The organism is Serratia sp. (in: enterobacteria), assembly GCF_046715635.1.
Lineage (GTDB): Bacteria > Pseudomonadota > Gammaproteobacteria > Enterobacterales > Enterobacteriaceae > Chania.
The window spans coordinates 1-16,422 of the sequence record NZ_JBKJYW010000427.1 but is presented as its reverse complement, the minus strand read 5'-3'; the positions used below and the strand labels follow the sequence as shown (position 1 = coordinate 16,422).

The window sequence follows — 16,422 nt, the reverse complement described above, 5'->3', positions numbered from 1 at the left end:
GGACAGGTTGCCGGCGAACTGCCCGGCTTGGCACCGTTGCCATGGCAGACATCACACTCTTCCAGCGTTGGAATACGGATCTCTTTGGTCACGCCACGCACGGCTTCTTCGAGCGTCAGATCCATGTTGTAACGCAAATCGGATCCACGGCTGGCACGTTGACGGCGTCCGCCGCCAAAGATATCGCCAAACACGTCGCCAAAGATGTCACTGAAGTCGGCACCGCCGCCACCAAAGCCACCACCACCGCCCATACCACCTTGCTCAAAGGCCGCATGGCCGTATTGATCGTAGGCAGCACGCTTCTGATCGTCGGTCAGGATCTCGTAGGCTTCCTTGACCTCTTTAAACTGGCTTTCGGCGTCTTTTTCCTGATTACGATCAGGATGATACTTCATCGCCAGGCGCTTATACGCCTTTTTGATTTCGCGCTCGTCTGCCGTCTTGGCGACGCCGAGCACCTCGTAATAATCTCTCTTCGCCATTATTTCTCTTACCCTTAACATGCGTGCACGGGCGTAGAGTTGCCTCGACGCCCGTGCTGGTTTCCGGTTACGGCCTGTGGCCGCACCGTGCCCGCTTAAGGGCGATTATTTTTTGTCTTTTACTTCTTCAAACTCGGCGTCAACCACGTCGTCATCTTTCTGCGCTGCGTTGTCTGCACCAGCATCAGCACCTGGAGCCTGCTGCGCCTGAGCCTGAGCCATTTCCAGCAGCTTGCCGGAAACCTGCACCAGAGCCTGGGTTTTCGCTTCGATTTCGGCTTTGTCTTCGCCTTTCGCTGCGGCTTCCAGATCTTTCAGCGCGCTCTCGATAGCGGTTTTGTCTTCGGCTGGCAGTTTATCGCCCGCTTCTTCCAACTGCTTACGAGTACCGTGGATCAGGTGATCTGCCTGGTTACGAGTTTGCACCAGTTCTTCAAACTTACGGTCAGCTTCAGCGTTCACTTCGGCATCGCGTACCATTTTCTGGATTTCTTCTTCGTTCAGACCAGAAGACGCCTTGATGGTGATCTTCTGCTCACGGCCGGTGTTCTTGTCTTTCGCAGACACGTGCAGAATACCGTCGGCATCGATATCGAAGGTGACTTCGATCTGCGCCATACCGCGTGGTGCCGGCTGGAGGCCGTCCAGGTTGAACTGGCCCAGTGACTTGTTGTCATTGGCACGCTTACGCTCACCCTGCAGCACGTGGATGGTAACCGCTGCCTGGTTGTCTTCGGCAGTAGAGAACACCTGGCTGTGCTTGGTTGGGATAGTGGTGTTTTTGGTGATCAGCGGCGTCATCACGCTGCCCATGGTTTCGATACCCAGTGACAGTGGGGTAACGTCCAGCAGCAATACGTCTTTCACATCACCGGCCAGCACACCGCCCTGAACCGCAGCACCAACGGCAACCGCTTCGTCCGGGTTAACGTCTTTACGTGGTTCTTTACCGAAGAAGTCAGCAACTTTCTTCTGAACCATAGGCATACGGGTCTGGCCACCCACCAGGATCACGTCCTGAATGTCAGAAACTGACAGGCCTGCGTCTTTCAGCGCCACTTTCAGCGGCTCGATAGAACGGGAAACCAGATCTTCTACCAGCGACTCGAGTTTTGCACGGGTCACTTTGATGTTCATGTGTTTTGGACCGCTGCCATCTGCAGTGATGTACGGCAGGTTGACGTCGGTCTGCTGAGCAGAAGACAGCTCGATCTTGGCTTTTTCAGCAGCTTCTTTCAGACGCTGCATCGCCAACGGATCGTTGCGCAGATCCATGCCCTGCTCTTTCTTGAACTCTTCCACCAGATAGTTGATCAGGCGGCTGTCGAAGTCTTCACCACCCAGGTGGGTATCACCGTTGGTCGCCAGAACTTCGAAGGTTTTTTCACCGTCAACGTCGTCGATCTCAATGATTGAGATATCGAAAGTACCGCCACCCAGGTCATAAACCGCGATGGTACGGTTGCCCACTTCTTTGTCCAGGCCGTAAGCCAGGGCCGCAGCAGTAGGTTCGTTGATGATACGTTTCACTTCCAGACCTGCAATACGGCCAGCATCTTTGGTCGCCTGACGCTGAGCATCGTTGAAGTAGGCAGGAACGGTGATAACCGCTTCAGTTACCGGCTCACCCAGGTAATCTTCCGCCGTTTTCTTCATTTTTTTCAGGACTTCCGCAGAGATCTGCGGTGGTGCCATTCTCTGGCCCTTCACTTCCAACCAGGCGTCACCGTTATCGGCAGCGACGATGTTGTAAGGCATGATAGCCTTGTCACGCTGTGCTTCTTCATCCTGGAAGCGACGGCCAATCAGGCGCTTGATCGCAAACAGGGTGTTTTGTGGGTTGGTAACAGCCTGACGCTTAGCAGGCTGGCCAACCAGAATTTCACCATCCTGGGTATATGCGATGATTGAAGGAGTGGTGCGATCGCCTTCGGCATTCTCCAGCACGCGCGCCTTGCCACCATCCATAATTGCTACACAAGAGTTGGTTGTACCCAGGTCGATACCAATGATTTTGCCCATCTAAACATCTCCACTAATAAATTCATAATCGGTCAGGTTGCTAACTATATGCGGGCGTTTTTTTGTTTTTCAACTGCCCGGCATCTCAGTGTTACCCGCGGTCAGCAACTGCGGTTGCCAATAAGATGGGGCCATCCACACCAGCATCAAGGGGCAGGGCAAAAAAAATTTCGTTTTTATCAGCAGCCAGATCATTGTTTCCTGACGTGGGGATCATTATGATGCCGCGCGCTCTGATGGAAGTTATGGGTTTTTCGGCCATTCAGACCAATTATTAAATTACTTATCCATTTTCGTTACAATTCTGTTATCGCAGAGGACATATGCACTCCAACAAGTTGGCAAATCCCGGCCCCCTGGGTCTGATGGGCTTCGGGATGACTACCGTCTTGCTGAACCTGCACAACGCGGGCTTTTTCCCACTGACTTCCGTCATCATCAGTATGGGGATTTTCTTCGGTGGCATGGCTCAGATTTTTGCCGGTATTCTTGAGTTCAAGAAAGGCAACACCTTCGGCTTGACCGCCTTCACCTCCTACGGCTGCTTCTGGCTGAGCCTGGTAGGCATCCTGCTGCTGCCACGTATGGGCCTGGCAGAGCCGACCGACGCGAACGTCCTCGGTATCTACCTTGCACTGTGGGGCGTCTTCACCCTGTTCATGTTCTTCGGCACGCTGCGCACCAACCGCGGGTTGCAGTTCGTGTTTGCCAGCCTGACCGTGCTGTTCGCACTGCTGGCCGTCGGCAACATCACCGGTAACCACGCGATCCTGACGTTCGCCGGTTACGAAGGCATCATCTGTGGTGCCAGCGCGATCTATCTGGCAATGGCTGAGGTGATCAACGAACAGTTGGGCCGCACCGTACTGCCAATCGGCCCAGTGGAAGCTCAGCAAGCAACACCAGCTGCTGTCACTGCATAATATCCGTACTCGCGTGAGATAAAAAAACCCTGCAGTGTTTAATCGCAGGGTTTTTTATTGGGCGAAAATCGCTTAGTTCAAGAGCGGTTTTTCACTGTTCAGGTCGCGACGCAGGTAGATCCCCAGCAGCAGGCCGAGCGTCGATAACGCCAGCATATAGTAAGCGGGCGCTAACGGGGTTAACTTCATGATCAACGTGACAAATACCGGGGTTAAACCACCAAAAATCGCGTATGCCACGTTGTAGGAGAACGAAATCCCGCTAAATCGCACTTCCGCCGGGAAAGCCCGCACCAGCACGTAAGGTACCGCACCGACGATCCCCACGCTGAAGCCAGCCAGCGCGTAGGTGGCAAACAGCATTTCTGGATGTGTTCCCACCGACTGGTAGAACAACCAACTGCACCCCGCCAACAGCAAACTACCGACGATAAAGGTTTTGCTAGCGCCAAAGCGGTCCGCCGCCGAACCAGAGACGATACAACCAGTAAACAGCATGATGATGGCGATACTGTTAGCCTGCAATGACAGCGCCGGGGCTATGCCAAACTGTTTTTGCAGGTAGGTTGGCGTCATCAGGATCACCACCACAATACCTGCCGACAACAGCCAGGTCAGCAGCATTGAGACCGCGATCTCTTTGCGGTGATTCATCACCACCGATTTCAGCGGCAGCTCTTCTGCCAGCGCCTTACGTGCCTGCATCTCGATAAAGATTGGAGTTTCCTGCAACCAGCGGCGCAGATACATGGCAAACAGGCCGAAGATGCCGCCCAGGAAGAACGGGATACGCCAACCACCGTCATGAATAGCCTGTTGACTGAGCGTGGTATTGATAATAGTGGCCACCAGCGAGCCGAGCAGGATACCGGCCGTCAAGCCAGCGGTGAGCATGCCACAGGCGAAACCAATGCGCTTGCGCGGCACATGCTCCGCCACAAACACCCAGGCTCCGGGGACTTCACCACCGATAGCCGCGCCTTGCAGTACCCGCATCAACAGCAGCAGCAACGGCGCGGCGATGCCGATATTGGCATAGGTGGGCAGCATCCCCATCGCCAGCGTCGGTAACGCCATCAGCAGAATGCTCAGGCTGAACATCTTTTTACGACCCACCAGATCGCCGAAGTGCGCCATGATGATACCGCCCAGTGGCCGAGCCAGATAGCCCGCCGCAAAGATACCGAAGGTCTGCACCTGACGCAGCCATTCAGGCATATCCGCCGGGAAGAACAGATCCCCCATTACCGCGGCAAAGAAAACAAAAATGATGAAGTCATAAAACTCCAACGCACCACCCAGGGCAGCCAACGTCAGAGTCTTATAATCTTGCCGGTTGAGCCGACGATTATTATCGTGATGCATAAAATACCGTTAGAGGAAACAGGAAAGACACAGAAAGCATAATGGCTGACTGTAAAAAGTTTCTTACTATAACGGCAAAATACTTTCACACCAGATGCGCTGAAGGTTATCCCGCAGATTGCTGAAATTTAGAGATTTATCTCGCGCCGCGCATTCTTGGGGCGAAATGCTGCTACCACGGCCTCATGGGTCTCCACATAAGGGCCTTCGAGCAGTTGGACGCAATAAGGCACGCTGGCAAAAATACCGTGCACTACCACCTTACCTGCCTCGTCCTTCACCCCTTCCAGCGTTTCTTTAATCGATTTGGGTTGCCCCGGCAGATTAATGATCAACGCCTGTTTACGGATCGCCCCAACCTGGCGTGAAAGAATTGCCGTTGGCACATAGTGTAGGCTGATTTGGCGCATTTGCTCGCCAAAACCCGGCATCACGCGATCGGCAATCGCCAGCGTAGCATCGGGAGTGACGTCACGCCGGGACGGGCCAGTGCCGCCGGTAGTCAACACCAGATGGCAGCCCATTTCATCAACCAGCTCACACAACGTATGCTCAATCAGGGTCTGCTCGTCGGGGATTAGCCGGGTTTCCAGGGTGAACGGCGTCGCCAAAGCGCTGCTCAGCCACTCTTCCAGCGCTGGGATCCCTTTATCCTGGTAAACGCCCCCTGAAGCGCGGTCCGAAATAGAAACCAAACCAATGCGTAGTGTATCCATGTTTTACCTCTGTCTTATGCCCCGGTTACCGAAGGGAGATTAATGACGGGAGTATAGGGTGTTTGCTCAATGAGGTGGATATTCAGCTATAAAAAAAGGTGGCCGAGGCCACCTTCTTACGCTGATTGCTTACCGCTGTTACAGCAGATCGGCGATCATTTTTTCCAGCTTGCCCTGGTCTACGGCAAACTTGCGGATACCGTCGGTCAGTTTCTCAACCGCCATTGGATCCTGGTTGTGCTGCCAGTAGAACTCAGGCTCGGTCAGCGGTGCCGGACGTGCTTTCACTTCGCCGGTATAAGACAGTTTACGCTCCAGTGCGCCTTCGCTCTCTGCCAGCTCTTTCAGCAGTGCAGGGGCGATGGTCAGACGATCGCAGCCTGCCAGTTCAATAATTTCACCCACGTTACGGAAGCTGGCGCCCATCACCACGGTTTCATAGCCGTGCTGCTTGTAGTACTGATAAATTTCGGACACCGAAACCACGCCCGGATCTTCGTGCGGGGCAAACTCTTTCTTGTCGCCATTGGCTTTGTACCAGTCAAGAATACGGCCAACGAACGGCGAGATCAGGAACACGCCAGCTTCGGCGCAGGCACGTGCCTGAGCGAAGGAGAACAGCAGCGTCAGGTTACAGTTGATGCCTTCTTTTTCCAGGCGCTCGGCCGCACGGATGCCCTGCCAGGTGGAGGCCAGTTTGATCAGGATGCGATCGTTGCTGATGCCCGCTTCGTTATACAGTTTGATCAAGCGCTTGGCTTTGGCAACGCTGGCTTCGGTATCATAAGACAGACGCGCGTCTACTTCGGTGGATATGCGGCCCGGGACCAGTTTCAGGATCTCCAGACCAATGTTGACGGCCAGCTTGTCTGCGGCATCGGCAACCTGCTGATCGCGATCGCTGCTCTGCTCGCGAGCCCACGCAATGGCTTCATCGATCAGTTTGCGGTATTCAGGAATTTGCGCTGCATTGAGGATCAGCGAAGGGTTGGTGGTGGCATCTTGCGGTTGATATAGCTTCATTGCTGCGATATCACCCGTATCCGCAACTACCGTAGTCAGCTGGCGTAGGGACGTTAATTTATCGGTCATGTTGGCATTATCTCATCGTTTGTGCATGAACTTTTGGCATCGTTCAACCATGCCTTGTCCTGATAATAACATGCACGTAGCCCGGCGCAAGGCAGGAAAATCACGCGCTGGCGGCGGTTGTTTTATCCTTGTGCGAGCAACCGGTTACGCACAGATAATTCGCAATTACCGAAGCAATGCCACGGCATTAACGCGCTATCACTCCTGGAAATTATGTTAAATTCCCGCCAGCTGTTTTATTCACCGCTAAAATTCAAAGCAGGCTGCAATTCCTGCCAAGTGGGATGATTTTAGCCAAGATCCTGTAGAGAACTGACTCAAGTTTTTCCGAACCAAGGCCGAAAACCTGATGGGCAGTAGATCTTAACAAGGAGAAACCTATGACGGATCTGATTAACTTTATCAATAACATCCTGTGGGGTTCAGTACTGATCTATTTGCTGCTGGGTGCGGGCATTTACTTCACCTTGCGTACCCGCTGCATCCAAATTCGCCACTTCAGCCATATGTTTTCCGTGCTGAAGAACAGCACCAAAAGCGACGGTGCGGGCATTTCATCCTTCCAGGCGCTATGCACTTCGCTAGCCGCTCGCGTCGGCACCAACAATCTTACCGGCGTGGCGATAGCGCTCACGGCTGGCGGCCCTGGTGCAATCTTCTGGATGTGGGTGATCGCGTTTATCGGCATGGCGACTTCTTTCATTGAAAGTACCCTGGCGCAGCTCTACAAAACCAAAGACGATCACGGCAACTACCGTGGTGGCCCAGCCTACTACATGGAAAAAGGGTTGGGTATGCGCTGGATGGGCGTGATGTTTTCCATTTTCCTGCTGATCGCTTTTGGCCTGGTATTCAATGCGGTACAAGCCAACTCCATCGCCCTGGCCAGCTCTGTGGCCTTTGACGTTGACCCCATGTACGTTGGCATAACGGTGGCCGTGCTGAGCGGCATGGTGATCTTTGGCGGTATCCGCTCCATCGCCCGCGTCGCGGAAAAAATTGTGCCGTTTATGGCCTTGGCCTACCTGCTACTAGCACTGTGGATCATTGGCCTGAATATTGAGCATATGCCAGCCATCCTGGCATTGATCTTCCAAAGCGCTTTTGGCCTGCAGGAAGTCGCGGCCGGTACTCTGGGTTACGGGATCTCCCAGGCCATGACGCAGGGTATCCAACGCGGGCTGTTTTCTAACGAGGGTGGGATGGGGTCGGCCCCCAATGCGGCAGCTTGCGCGACTCCTTATCCGCCACACCCTGCCTCGCAGGGCTATGTGCAGATGCTTGGCGCATTTGTCGATACCATCGTCATTTGCAGCGCAACGGCGGCGATTATTTTGGCCTCTGGTGCACTGGATAGCCCCCTATCCAATATCAGCGGTATCGATCTGACCCAGCGGGCCATGGCCAGCGCCGTCGGTTCCTGGGGCGCGCCCTTTGTCGCGATTGCCGTTTTCCTGTTTGCCTTTACCTCCATCATTGCCAATTATGCGTATGCCGAGAACAACCTGATCTTCCTCAAGCACAATCATCCAACCAAACTGATGATTTTCCGCTGCCTTGCCTTGGGCATGGTGATGTTTGGCTCCATGGCAGAATTATCCACGGTGTGGAAAATGGCGGACACCTCAATGGCACTGATGGCAATCACCAATCTGACCGCGATCTTGTTACTGTCCGACGTGGCCTTCAAATTGGCCAAGGATTACAACCACCAGCGCTCGCTCGGCAAGCTCCCCACTTTTGACATCAAGCGCTACCCAGAGCTGGAATCCCAACTTGAACCGGGGATCTGGAAGCCGACCAAGTCGCGTTAATCCTCCAGGGCGTGCGTAAAGTGCGCCCTATCACAGCCATACCTCCTGGTCTTGCGCGCTTTTTGCTACAGTAGCCGCATGTTGATAAACAGGATGTGACCATGCTCGTTATTATTTCACCTGCCAAAACCCTGGATTATGCAAGCCCGTTAGCCACCGAACGCTTTACCCAGCCCGAATTGTTGGATCAGTCGCAAAATCTGATCAAACTCTGCCGCAAGCTGACCCCGGCACAAATTTCCGGCCTGATGGGCATCAGCGATAAGCTCGCAGGCCTGAATGCCGCACGCTTTGGCGAATGGCAACCTGACTTTACCCCGGACAATGCTCGCCAGGCGCTGCTGGCGTTTAAAGGCGACGTTTATACCGGCTTACAGGCGCAAGACTTCAGCGAAGAGGATTTCGACTTCGCACAGCAGCATCTGCGGATGCTCTCTGGCCTGTACGGAGTGTTGCGCCCGCTGGATCTGATGATGCCTTACCGGCTGGAGATGGGGATCAAGCTGGAGAACCCGCAGGGCAAAGACTTGTACAGCTTCTGGGGCGAACGGATCACCGAAAAACTGAATCAGGCCTTGGAACAGCAAGGTGATGATGTAGTGGTGAACCTGGCTTCGGATGAATACTTCAAATCGGTAAAACCGGCCAAGCTGCGCGGTACGCTGATCAAGCCGGTCTTCCTGGACGAAAAAAACGGCAAGTACAAAGTCATCAGCTTCTACGCCAAGAAAGCGCGTGGGCTGATGAGCCGCTTTATCATCAAGAATCGTTTGAGTCGCAGTGAACAACTGGTTGATTTCAATCTGGAAGGATATGCCTTCGATGAGGCGGCTTCGGCGGGTAATGAGCTGGTGTTCAAACGCCCGGAGCAGTGAGAAATCCGTTCCCTCTCCCGACAAAGAGAGGGAACGGGTTTTGTTAGACTGGCAAAGTCATCATGAATTGACGCAGTGCGGCAAAATCTGCCGCCATGTTATGCGACAACAGCGGCAACTGTGCGCGCACCGCCAAGGCCTGTGGCAACGGCAGCTCCTGGCCGAGGATCTCTTCGACGCTTTCCTTGAACTTGGCCGGATGTGCCGTGCCCAGGAACAGACCAAACTCCCCTGCTTGCAGTTGATCGCGCAGAACGCGGTAGGCGATCGCCGCATGAGGCTCTGAAAGGTAGCCCAAGGCGGCCAACTCTTTCATGGTTTCCCGGGTGGTTTCATCACTCACCGCACCATGCGCCAACTCCTTCAACTGCCAGATTTTACGGCGGAACAGCTCTTCCACACGCGGCCAGTTGTTAGGCTGGCTGACGTCCATCGCGTTGGATAACGTCGCCACGGTGGCGTTTGGCTCCCATTGGCCGGTAGTCAGGAAACGTGGCACGGTATCGTTAGCGTTGGTGGCGGCGATAAAGCGTTTCACCGGCAACCCCAGAGATTTCGCCAGCAGCCCGGCGGTCAAGTCACCAAAGTTGCCGCTTGGCACGGAAACCACCAACTGATTGCGGGCTTCCTGCGGCAGTTGCGCCACCGCTTCAAAGTAGTAGCAGATTTGCGCCAGCAGGCGGCTGATATTGATCGAGTTGGCCGAGTTCAGGTGCACGGCCTCTTTCAGTTCCTGATCGTCAAACGCCTGCTTCACCAACGCCTGGCAGGCGTCAAAGTCGCCATCGATAGCGATGGTGTGGATGTTGCCACCCAACGTGCAGAACAGCTTTTCCTGGAGCGAACTGATCTTGCCCTGTGGATAGAGGATCACCACACGCACGTTTTTCAGGCCGTAGAAGGCATGAGCAACGGCAGCGCCGGTATCACCGGAGGTCGCAGTCAAGATGGTCACTGGCTGATCGCCCGCAACTTCCGCCAGCATCTGCGCCATAAAGCGGCCGCCGAAGTCTTTGAACGCCAGCGTAGGGCCGTGGAACAGCTCCAGGCAGGCGACATCGCTCTCCACCTGCGCCACCGGGGCCGGGAACTCAAACGCGGCCTTCACCCGCTTGTACAGCGCCTCTTCGCCGATCTCGTCGCCAATAAAAGCGGACAGGATCTTGCTGCTGCGAGTGACAAAGTCCATCTCCAGCAGCTTATCGATCTCGGTCAGTTCGAATTCTGGCAGTTCCAGCGGGAAAAACAGCCCTTGCTGCTTACCCAGGCCCTGTTTGATAGCCTGCGCGAAGCTGACCTGTTCGTTATGATCTTTCAGATTGTACAGTTTCATGCGTTATCCCAATAGTCGAGCGCCAGCGGTATCCAGGCGGCAAATATGAACAAAACCTTCGTCGTTTTGCAGGTAATGGTTGGTCAGCCAATCGGCCATGCGTTGCGCCGTTGCGCCGTCATCACAGACCGCAAACAGCGTCGGGCCGGAGCCGGAAATGCCACAGGCCAAGGCACCGATATCCTGTGAGGCTTTACGCGCTTCGGCAAAGCCGGGTAACAGACGAGTGCGATAAGGCTCGGCAATCACATCCTGCATCAGCTTGGCCGCCAGACCCGGTTGCTGGGTGTGGCAAGCGTGAATAAAGCCCGCCAGATAGCGGCCATGGCTGATACAGTCCTGGCGGCGGTATTGCGCGGGCAGAATGGCACGCGCCTCGGCGGTGGACACTTTGATGCCCGGATAGGCCATCACCCACAGCCAGTCTTTAAAGCCAGGCACTTCCTGACTGATGATCCCTTCTTCTTCCAACATCAACTGCAAGCCGCCCAGATAGCACGGTGCAACGTTATCGTAATGCACGCTGCCGGAAATACGCCCTTCCAGCTCGCCCATCAGAGCCAGCAGCTGCGTCTCGTTGAGCGGGCGATCGCAAAATTCGTTCATTGCCATCAGACCAGCGACCACCGAGCAAGCGCTGGAGCCCAGACCGGAACCGATCGGCATGTTCTTCTCCAGCCGCATCGCTACCGGCACTTCACGGCCAATCGCCTGGCAGAAACGCTCCCAACACTGGTAAACAATGTTCTCTTTAGGATTGCTCGGCAACTTGCTGACAAAACGCCCGCCATTCTCCAGGCTGAAGCGGCTAGCCGCTTCTACGCTGACGCAATCCCCTAACAGCGTGCCGTCGATTGGGGAAACCGCAGCTCCCAGCACATCGAACCCGACGCTGACGTTACCAATTGAGGCCGGTGCATACACCTTAACCATATTAGACTCCCAACTTCCATGACAGTGTGCGCAACAGATCGGCAAATACCCCGGCCGCCGTCACATCATTACCGGCACCATAACCGCGCAGCACCAGCGGCAATGGTTGATAGTAACGGCTATAGAAGGCCAGGGCGTTCTCACCGTTCTTCACTTTATACAACGGATCGTTGCCGTCTACCGCATCAATACGTACCAAGCAGCGGCCTTCTTCGATGGCACCCACATAGCGCAGCACTTTACCTTCCGCAGCAGCAGCGACCACACGGCGGTTAAATTCAGTATCCAACTCCGGCAGGCGGGCAATAAAGTTCTCCACATCACCGCTGGCATCAAACGACGGCGGTAACACCGATTCGACTTCAATATCGCTCAGTTCGAGCGCATAGCCGGCTTCACGTGCCAGGATCAACAGCTTGCGAGCGACATCCATCCCAGAGAGATCGTCACGCGGATCTGGCTCGGTGTAACCAAGGGCCTTGGCCTGCAAGGTGGCCTCTGACAGCGACATCCCCTCATCCAGCTTGCCGAAGATAAAGGACAGTGACCCCGACAGGATACCGGTGAAGCGCACCAGCTCATCGCCCGCATTGAGCAGGTTCTGCAGGTTTTCGATCACCGGCAGACCCGCGCCCACGTTGGTGTCATACAGGAATTTGCGGCGAGAACCGGCTGCTGCAGTGCGCAGTTGCTGGTAATAATTCATCGACGAGGTGTTGGCCTTCTTGTTTGGCGTCACCACGTGGAAACCATCGGCCAGGAAATCGGCATACTGATCGGCCACCGCCTGGCTGGAGGTACAGTCGACAATCACCGGGTTGAGCAGATGGCACTCTTTCACCAGGCGGATCAGGCGGCCCAGATTGAACGGCTCTTTGGCTTCGGCCAGTTCGTCCCGCCAGCTTTCCAGTGAAATGCCATGCACATTGGTCAGCATCGCTCGTGAGTTGGCAATGCCACAGATGCGCAGATCGATGTGCTTTTGCTTCAGCCATGGCTGCTGGCGATAAACCTGCTCGATCAGCGCCCCACCGACGCCGCCCACGCCAATCACAAACACTTCGATCACCTGATCGGTGTTGAACAGCATCTGATGGCTGACGCGTACGCCGGTGGTCGCGGAATCATTATCGACCACCACGGAGATTGAACGCTCGGAAGAGCCTTGAGCGATCGCCACGATATTGATGTTGGCACGCGCCAGAGCAGAGAAGAAGCGCGCAGAGATGCCACGCAGGGTGCGCATACCGTCGCCGACGACCGAGATGATTGCCAGGCGTTCCATCACATCCAACGGGTCCAGCACGCCGTCCTTCAACTCCAGGTAGAATTCGTCTTCCAGGGCACGGCGAGCACGTTGCAGCTCGCTCTGCGGCACACAGAAGCTGATGCTGTATTCGGAGGAGGACTGGGTGATCAACACTACCGAGATCCCGGCGCGTGACATCACGGCAAACACGCGTGCCGCCATGCCGACCATGCCTTTCATGCCCGGGCCGGACACGTTGATCATCGCCATATTGTTCAGATTGGTGATGCCCTTTACCGGCGTATCATCGGCCACGCTTTCGCCACCGATCAAGGTGCCGGGAGCTTGTGGGTTGGCGGTGTTTTTAATCAGGCAAGGGATTTGGAACTGGGCAATCGGGGTGATGGTACGCGGGTGGAGAACTTTGGCGCCGAAGTAAGAGAGCTCCATCGCCTCGCGGTAGGACATCGACTTCAATAATCGGGCATCCGGCACGGTACGCGGATCGCAGGTATAAACCCCGTCCACATCGGTCCAGATCTCGCAACAGTCGGCGCGCAGGCAAGCGGCCAGCACGGCGGCAGAATAATCGGATCCGTTGCGCCCCAACACCACCAGTTCGCCTTTGTCGTTACCGGCAGTAAAGCCCGCCATCAGGATGATATGGTCGGCAGGAATGCGCGCTGCAGCAATACGCAGAGTGGACTCGGCAATATCCACGGTCGATTCCAGATAGTGGCCCTGAGCCAACAGTTTCTCTACCGGGTTAATCACCGTCACCGGGTAACCCTTGGCTTTGAAGACACCTTCCATGATGGCAATAGAGAGCTTTTCACCCCGACAGATGATGGCCGCATTGACGCTATCCGGGCACTGCCCCAGCAGCGCCACACCATGCAGTACCTGTTTGAGCTGCGCAAACTCCTGCTCGACCAGTGCCTTCAGGCGATCGTACTCAAAGCCTGGCAGCGCCTTGGCCAAACCGCTGAGCAGGTCGGCAAAGATGCGCTCGGCGTCGCTCATGGTTGGCAGAATATCCTGGCCGGCTACCGTTTTTTCAATCATCGCCACCAGGTGATTGGTGATCTTGGCCGGTGCGGACAATACCGTGGCTACCTGTCCCTGGCGTGCATTGTTCTCCACGATATCGGCAACGCGCAGAAAACGTTCCGCATTCGCTACCGAAGTTCCACCAAATTTAAGCACTCGCATTTCTGTTATCTCCTGAATTTATGCCGAAAAAAAAGCCCGCACTGGTTAGGTGCGGGCTTTTTTCTTCTGTTTCCTGTACGCGTCAGCCCGCCCCGTTACCTGTGGTATCGGTGGTGGTAATAATTGTCGTATTCAGGCTGATATTTCGCATTTTGTCTGTCTGTCTCATTAGAATCTCTGTCCCCTCTATTGGTTAAAGCAATCGCCTGGCCAAGTCAAATTATTTCTTTGTTTTGCCTATTTACTCGCCATAGCGGGATCTGCGCGATGAAGCCGATAAAAAAACAAAATTGCAGAACAAAAAATCGCAAAAAAGCCATTTAAATAGTGAATAACACCAGGCTGACAACAGAAAACGCCTACATCACTTCGCCAGTTTTTTTTCAATATCATGCAACAACCTGTGCAGCATGACGGTATCGCGCTGTTGCAAGAGCCCTAACCGCTGGTGTAACCAATCGCGCAGTTTTTGGTCACCTGCCACGTCCAGGGTCTGTAACAGGCGATCGGCCCGCTGGCGCAGCGCCTTGAGCTGCCCAGCATCGGCCAGGGGTTCCTGCGGCGCGCTAACGGCCATTAACTCCGCCAATTGATAGCAATACACCATCACCGCCTGGCCGAGGTTAAGCGAAGGATAATCGGCCACCATCGGCACGCCGGTTAGCAGGTCGGCCAACTCCAGCTCTTCATTGGTCAGGCCCGAGTCTTCACGGCCAAACACCAGTGCAGCCTGATGAACCCATTGCTGACGTTCCGCCAACTGCTCCGTCAGTTGCTGAGGGGTGCAGTAGTAATGGAAGCGTGCACGGCTGCGAGCGGTGGTAGCCACGGTAAAGTCCACATCTGCCAATGCCTGTTCCAGGGTAGAAAACGTCTGCACCGCATCCAGAATATCGCCAGCGCCGTGGGCGACCCAGCGGGCAGCAGGCTGCAAATGAGCCTCGCTGTCGACGATGCGCAACGAGGTGAACCCCATGGTTTTCATCGCCCGCGCCGCTGCGCCAACATTTTCCGCCCGAGCGGGCGCGACTAACACGATATGAAGCTGCATCAAGACTCCAGAAAAATAGTGAGAATAGTTCTTTGACTGTTGGGATTTGTCTGATTATATTTACAAACGATTAACATCGTAAATCACCACTTGCTATAATATTATTAAACAGGCCACTCAGCCGATAAACCAGACGAAACAATCATATTTACAGGATAAGTTTTAATTTCCATAAAAAACAAAACACTATATTTTCAACCTAAACAGTTAGCTATCAATTATAACGCATCAGCCCTGACAAAGCTGAATCGTTCACAGAATTTGACGATCTGTGACTTAAGCTGGCAGTTCTGTAAGTGTTTTTCACAAAACTGTTAACGTGCTACAATTGAATTTGATATATGTCAACAAAACGTAGTTTTGTTAGGTGATGAATTCGGCGCACACTGTTATATTGCTGTTAATAGGGTTAGGATATGCGCCGTTTTGGCATCATTCGGGGTGGTAAAAAATAGCCTCCCCACCCAGCTAGCGATCTTGTTGACATTGATGGAAAGCGCATCAAGAACGAGTTTACGTACTGTAGTCGTTTGGTAATTGAGGGAACGTGAGCGGTATCTCTGCCCTCCATGGAAGAACACCGAGACTGCTGTACTTCCTATTTTCTATTTTGTTGGCAATTTTAGGTAGCAAATATGCAGACCCCGCACATTCTGATTGTCGAAGACGAGTTAGTCACTCGTAACACCCTGAAGAGCATTTTCGAGGCGGAAGGCTACATTGTTCATGAAGCCAATGACGGTGCAGAAATGCACAACATTCTGTCCGAAAATGATATCAATCTGGTTATCATGGATATCAACCTGCCCGGCAAAAACGGCCTGCTGCTGGCGCGTGAACTACGCGAACAGGCCAGCGTCGCGCTGATGTTCCTGACCGGTCGTGATAATGAAGTCGATAAAATCCTCGGCCTGGAAATCGGCGCCGATGACTATATCACCAAACCGTTCAACCCACGCGAACTGACCATCCGTGCACGCAACCTGCTGTCACGCACCATGAATCTGGGCAGCATCGGCGAAGAGCGCAAGCTGGTTGAGAGCTACAAGTTCAACGGTTGGGAGCTGGACATCAACAGCCGCTCTCTGATCGGCCCTGCTGGCGAGCAGTACAAACTGCCACGTAGCGAATTCCGCGCCATGCTGCACTTCTGTGAAAACCCGGGCAAGATCCAGTCCCGTGGTGAGTTGCTGAAGAAAATGACTGGCCGTGAGTTGAAGCCGCATGACCGTACCGTAGACGTGACCATCCGCCGTATTCGTAAACACTTCGAATCCACGCCGGACACGCCGGAAATCATTGCCACCATTCATGGTGAAGGTTACCGCTTCTGCGGCGATCTGGAAGAATAA

Annotated in this window: 15 protein-coding genes, 1 pseudogene and 1 other annotated feature; of the genes and pseudogenes, 4 read left to right on the top strand and 12 right to left on the bottom strand. The window is 54.4% G+C overall.

Going from position 1 to position 16,422, the window contains the following annotated elements; translation table 11 throughout:
• The 3 genes from ACLQ7H_RS22285 to ACLQ7H_RS22275 all read right to left on the bottom strand — a co-directional run.
• On the bottom strand, window positions 1-485 hold a 485-nt coding region (locus ACLQ7H_RS22285; RefSeq protein WP_411754543.1), incomplete at its 3' end, for a DnaJ domain-containing protein.
• A gap of 105 nt (window positions 486-590) precedes the next feature.
• The gene (gene dnaK / locus ACLQ7H_RS22280) at window positions 591-2,507 is read right to left on the bottom strand and encodes a molecular chaperone DnaK (protein WP_411754542.1); all 1,917 of its coding nucleotides are present in this window, start codon (window positions 2,505-2,507) and stop codon (window positions 591-593) included.
• A 91-nt stretch (window positions 2,508-2,598) separates the two neighbouring features.
• Window positions 2,599-2,769 (bottom strand): hypothetical protein, encoded by a 171-nt coding sequence (locus ACLQ7H_RS22275; protein WP_161629422.1) that lies wholly within the window; start codon window positions 2,767-2,769, stop codon window positions 2,599-2,601.
• A gap of 61 nt (window positions 2,770-2,830) precedes the next feature.
• Here ACLQ7H_RS22275 and satP point away from each other — a divergent pair, with 61 nt between their 5' ends.
• Window positions 2,831-3,430, top strand: coding sequence for an acetate uptake transporter (satP, locus tag ACLQ7H_RS22270; protein WP_039995478.1), 600 nt, complete (start codon window positions 2,831-2,833; stop codon window positions 3,428-3,430).
• Window positions 3,431-3,502: 72 nt separating this feature from the next.
• On the opposite strand, the gene ACLQ7H_RS22265 is transcribed toward satP, so the two are convergent.
• From ACLQ7H_RS22265 to tal, 3 genes are all read right to left on the bottom strand, one after another.
• A complete protein-coding gene (locus ACLQ7H_RS22265; protein WP_411754541.1) occupies window positions 3,503-4,795 on the bottom strand; it encodes an MFS transporter in 1,293 nt (430 codons plus the stop codon).
• A gap of 128 nt (window positions 4,796-4,923) precedes the next feature.
• Entirely contained in the window at window positions 4,924-5,511 is a 588-nt protein-coding gene (mog, locus tag ACLQ7H_RS22260; protein ID WP_411754540.1) for a molybdopterin adenylyltransferase, read from the bottom strand.
• A gap of 138 nt (window positions 5,512-5,649) precedes the next feature.
• Complete coding sequence (tal, locus tag ACLQ7H_RS22255; RefSeq protein WP_411754539.1) at window positions 5,650-6,603, bottom strand: transaldolase B; 954 nt, start codon at window positions 6,601-6,603, stop codon at window positions 5,650-5,652.
• Window positions 6,604-6,983: 380 nt separating this feature from the next.
• Between tal and ACLQ7H_RS22250 the strand changes: the two genes are divergently transcribed.
• The gene (locus ACLQ7H_RS22250) at window positions 6,984-8,417 is read left to right on the top strand and encodes an alanine/glycine:cation symporter family protein (protein WP_411754538.1); all 1,434 of its coding nucleotides are present in this window, start codon (window positions 6,984-6,986) and stop codon (window positions 8,415-8,417) included.
• Window positions 8,418-8,518: 101 nt separating this feature from the next.
• Window positions 8,519-9,292, top strand: a complete 774-nt coding sequence (gene yaaA, locus ACLQ7H_RS22245) for a peroxide stress protein YaaA (RefSeq protein ID WP_411754537.1) — start codon at window positions 8,519-8,521, stop codon at window positions 9,290-9,292.
• 43 nt (window positions 9,293-9,335) lie between these two features.
• On the opposite strand, the gene thrC is transcribed toward yaaA, so the two are convergent.
• The 6 genes and pseudogenes from thrC to ACLQ7H_RS22215 all read right to left on the bottom strand — a co-directional run.
• Window positions 9,336-10,625 carry a threonine synthase gene (gene thrC / locus ACLQ7H_RS22240; protein ID WP_411754536.1) on the bottom strand — a complete coding sequence of 430 codons (1,290 nt, stop codon included), beginning with the start codon at window positions 10,623-10,625 and terminating at the stop codon, window positions 9,336-9,338.
• Between the two features lie 3 nt (window positions 10,626-10,628).
• On the bottom strand, window positions 10,629-11,558 hold the full coding sequence (thrB, locus tag ACLQ7H_RS22235; protein ID WP_411754535.1) for a homoserine kinase: 930 nt from the start codon (window positions 11,556-11,558) through the stop codon (window positions 10,629-10,631).
• Between the two features lies 1 nt (window position 11,559).
• Window positions 11,560-14,019, bottom strand: a complete 2,460-nt coding sequence (thrA, locus tag ACLQ7H_RS22230; protein WP_411754534.1) for a bifunctional aspartate kinase/homoserine dehydrogenase I — start codon at window positions 14,017-14,019, stop codon at window positions 11,560-11,562.
• A gap of 25 nt (window positions 14,020-14,044) precedes the next feature.
• Window positions 14,045-14,163 (bottom strand) — a sequence feature (Thr leader region).
• Window positions 14,102-14,170, bottom strand: a complete 69-nt coding sequence (gene thrL / locus ACLQ7H_RS22225) for a thr operon leader peptide (protein ID WP_071998276.1) — start codon at window positions 14,168-14,170, stop codon at window positions 14,102-14,104. Its footprint overlaps the feature before it by 62 nt.
• 213 nt (window positions 14,171-14,383) lie before the next feature.
• Window positions 14,384-15,070 (bottom strand): tRNA/rRNA methyltransferase, encoded by a 687-nt coding sequence (locus ACLQ7H_RS22220; RefSeq protein ID WP_411754533.1) that lies wholly within the window; start codon window positions 15,068-15,070, stop codon window positions 14,384-14,386.
• 389 nt (window positions 15,071-15,459) lie between these two features.
• A pseudogene (locus tag ACLQ7H_RS22215) lies at window positions 15,460-15,597 on the bottom strand (hypothetical protein); the annotation flags it as partial.
• Window positions 15,598-15,705: 108 nt separating this feature from the next.
• Here ACLQ7H_RS22215 and arcA point away from each other — a divergent pair.
• A complete protein-coding gene (gene arcA / locus ACLQ7H_RS22210; protein WP_411754532.1) occupies window positions 15,706-16,422 on the top strand; it encodes a two-component system response regulator ArcA in 717 nt (238 codons plus the stop codon).

Bases quoted from the DNA above. Each gene is read 5' to 3' on its own strand.
- dnaK (WP_411754542.1), bottom strand. From the start codon at position 2,507: ATGGGCAAAATCATTGGTATCGACCTGGGTACAACCAACTCTTGTGTA.
- ACLQ7H_RS22275 (WP_161629422.1), bottom strand. From the start codon at position 2,769: ATGGCCGAAAAACCCATAACTTCCATCAGAGCGCGCGGCATCATAATG.
- satP (WP_039995478.1), top strand. From the start codon at position 2,831: ATGCACTCCAACAAGTTGGCAAATCCCGGCCCCCTGGGTCTGATGGGC.
- ACLQ7H_RS22265 (WP_411754541.1), bottom strand. From the start codon at position 4,795: ATGCATCACGATAATAATCGTCGGCTCAACCGGCAAGATTATAAGACT.
- mog (WP_411754540.1), bottom strand. From the start codon at position 5,511: ATGGATACACTACGCATTGGTTTGGTTTCTATTTCGGACCGCGCTTCA.
- tal (WP_411754539.1), bottom strand. From the start codon at position 6,603: ATGACCGATAAATTAACGTCCCTACGCCAGCTGACTACGGTAGTTGCG.
- ACLQ7H_RS22250 (WP_411754538.1), top strand. From the start codon at position 6,984: ATGACGGATCTGATTAACTTTATCAATAACATCCTGTGGGGTTCAGTA.
- yaaA (WP_411754537.1), top strand. From the start codon at position 8,519: ATGCTCGTTATTATTTCACCTGCCAAAACCCTGGATTATGCAAGCCCG.
- thrC (WP_411754536.1), bottom strand. From the start codon at position 10,625: ATGAAACTGTACAATCTGAAAGATCATAACGAACAGGTCAGCTTCGCG.
- thrB (WP_411754535.1), bottom strand. From the start codon at position 11,558: ATGGTTAAGGTGTATGCACCGGCCTCAATTGGTAACGTCAGCGTCGGG.
- thrA (WP_411754534.1), bottom strand. From the start codon at position 14,019: ATGCGAGTGCTTAAATTTGGTGGAACTTCGGTAGCGAATGCGGAACGT.
- ACLQ7H_RS22220 (WP_411754533.1), bottom strand. From the start codon at position 15,070: ATGCAGCTTCATATCGTGTTAGTCGCGCCCGCTCGGGCGGAAAATGTT.
- arcA (WP_411754532.1), top strand. From the start codon at position 15,706: ATGCAGACCCCGCACATTCTGATTGTCGAAGACGAGTTAGTCACTCGT.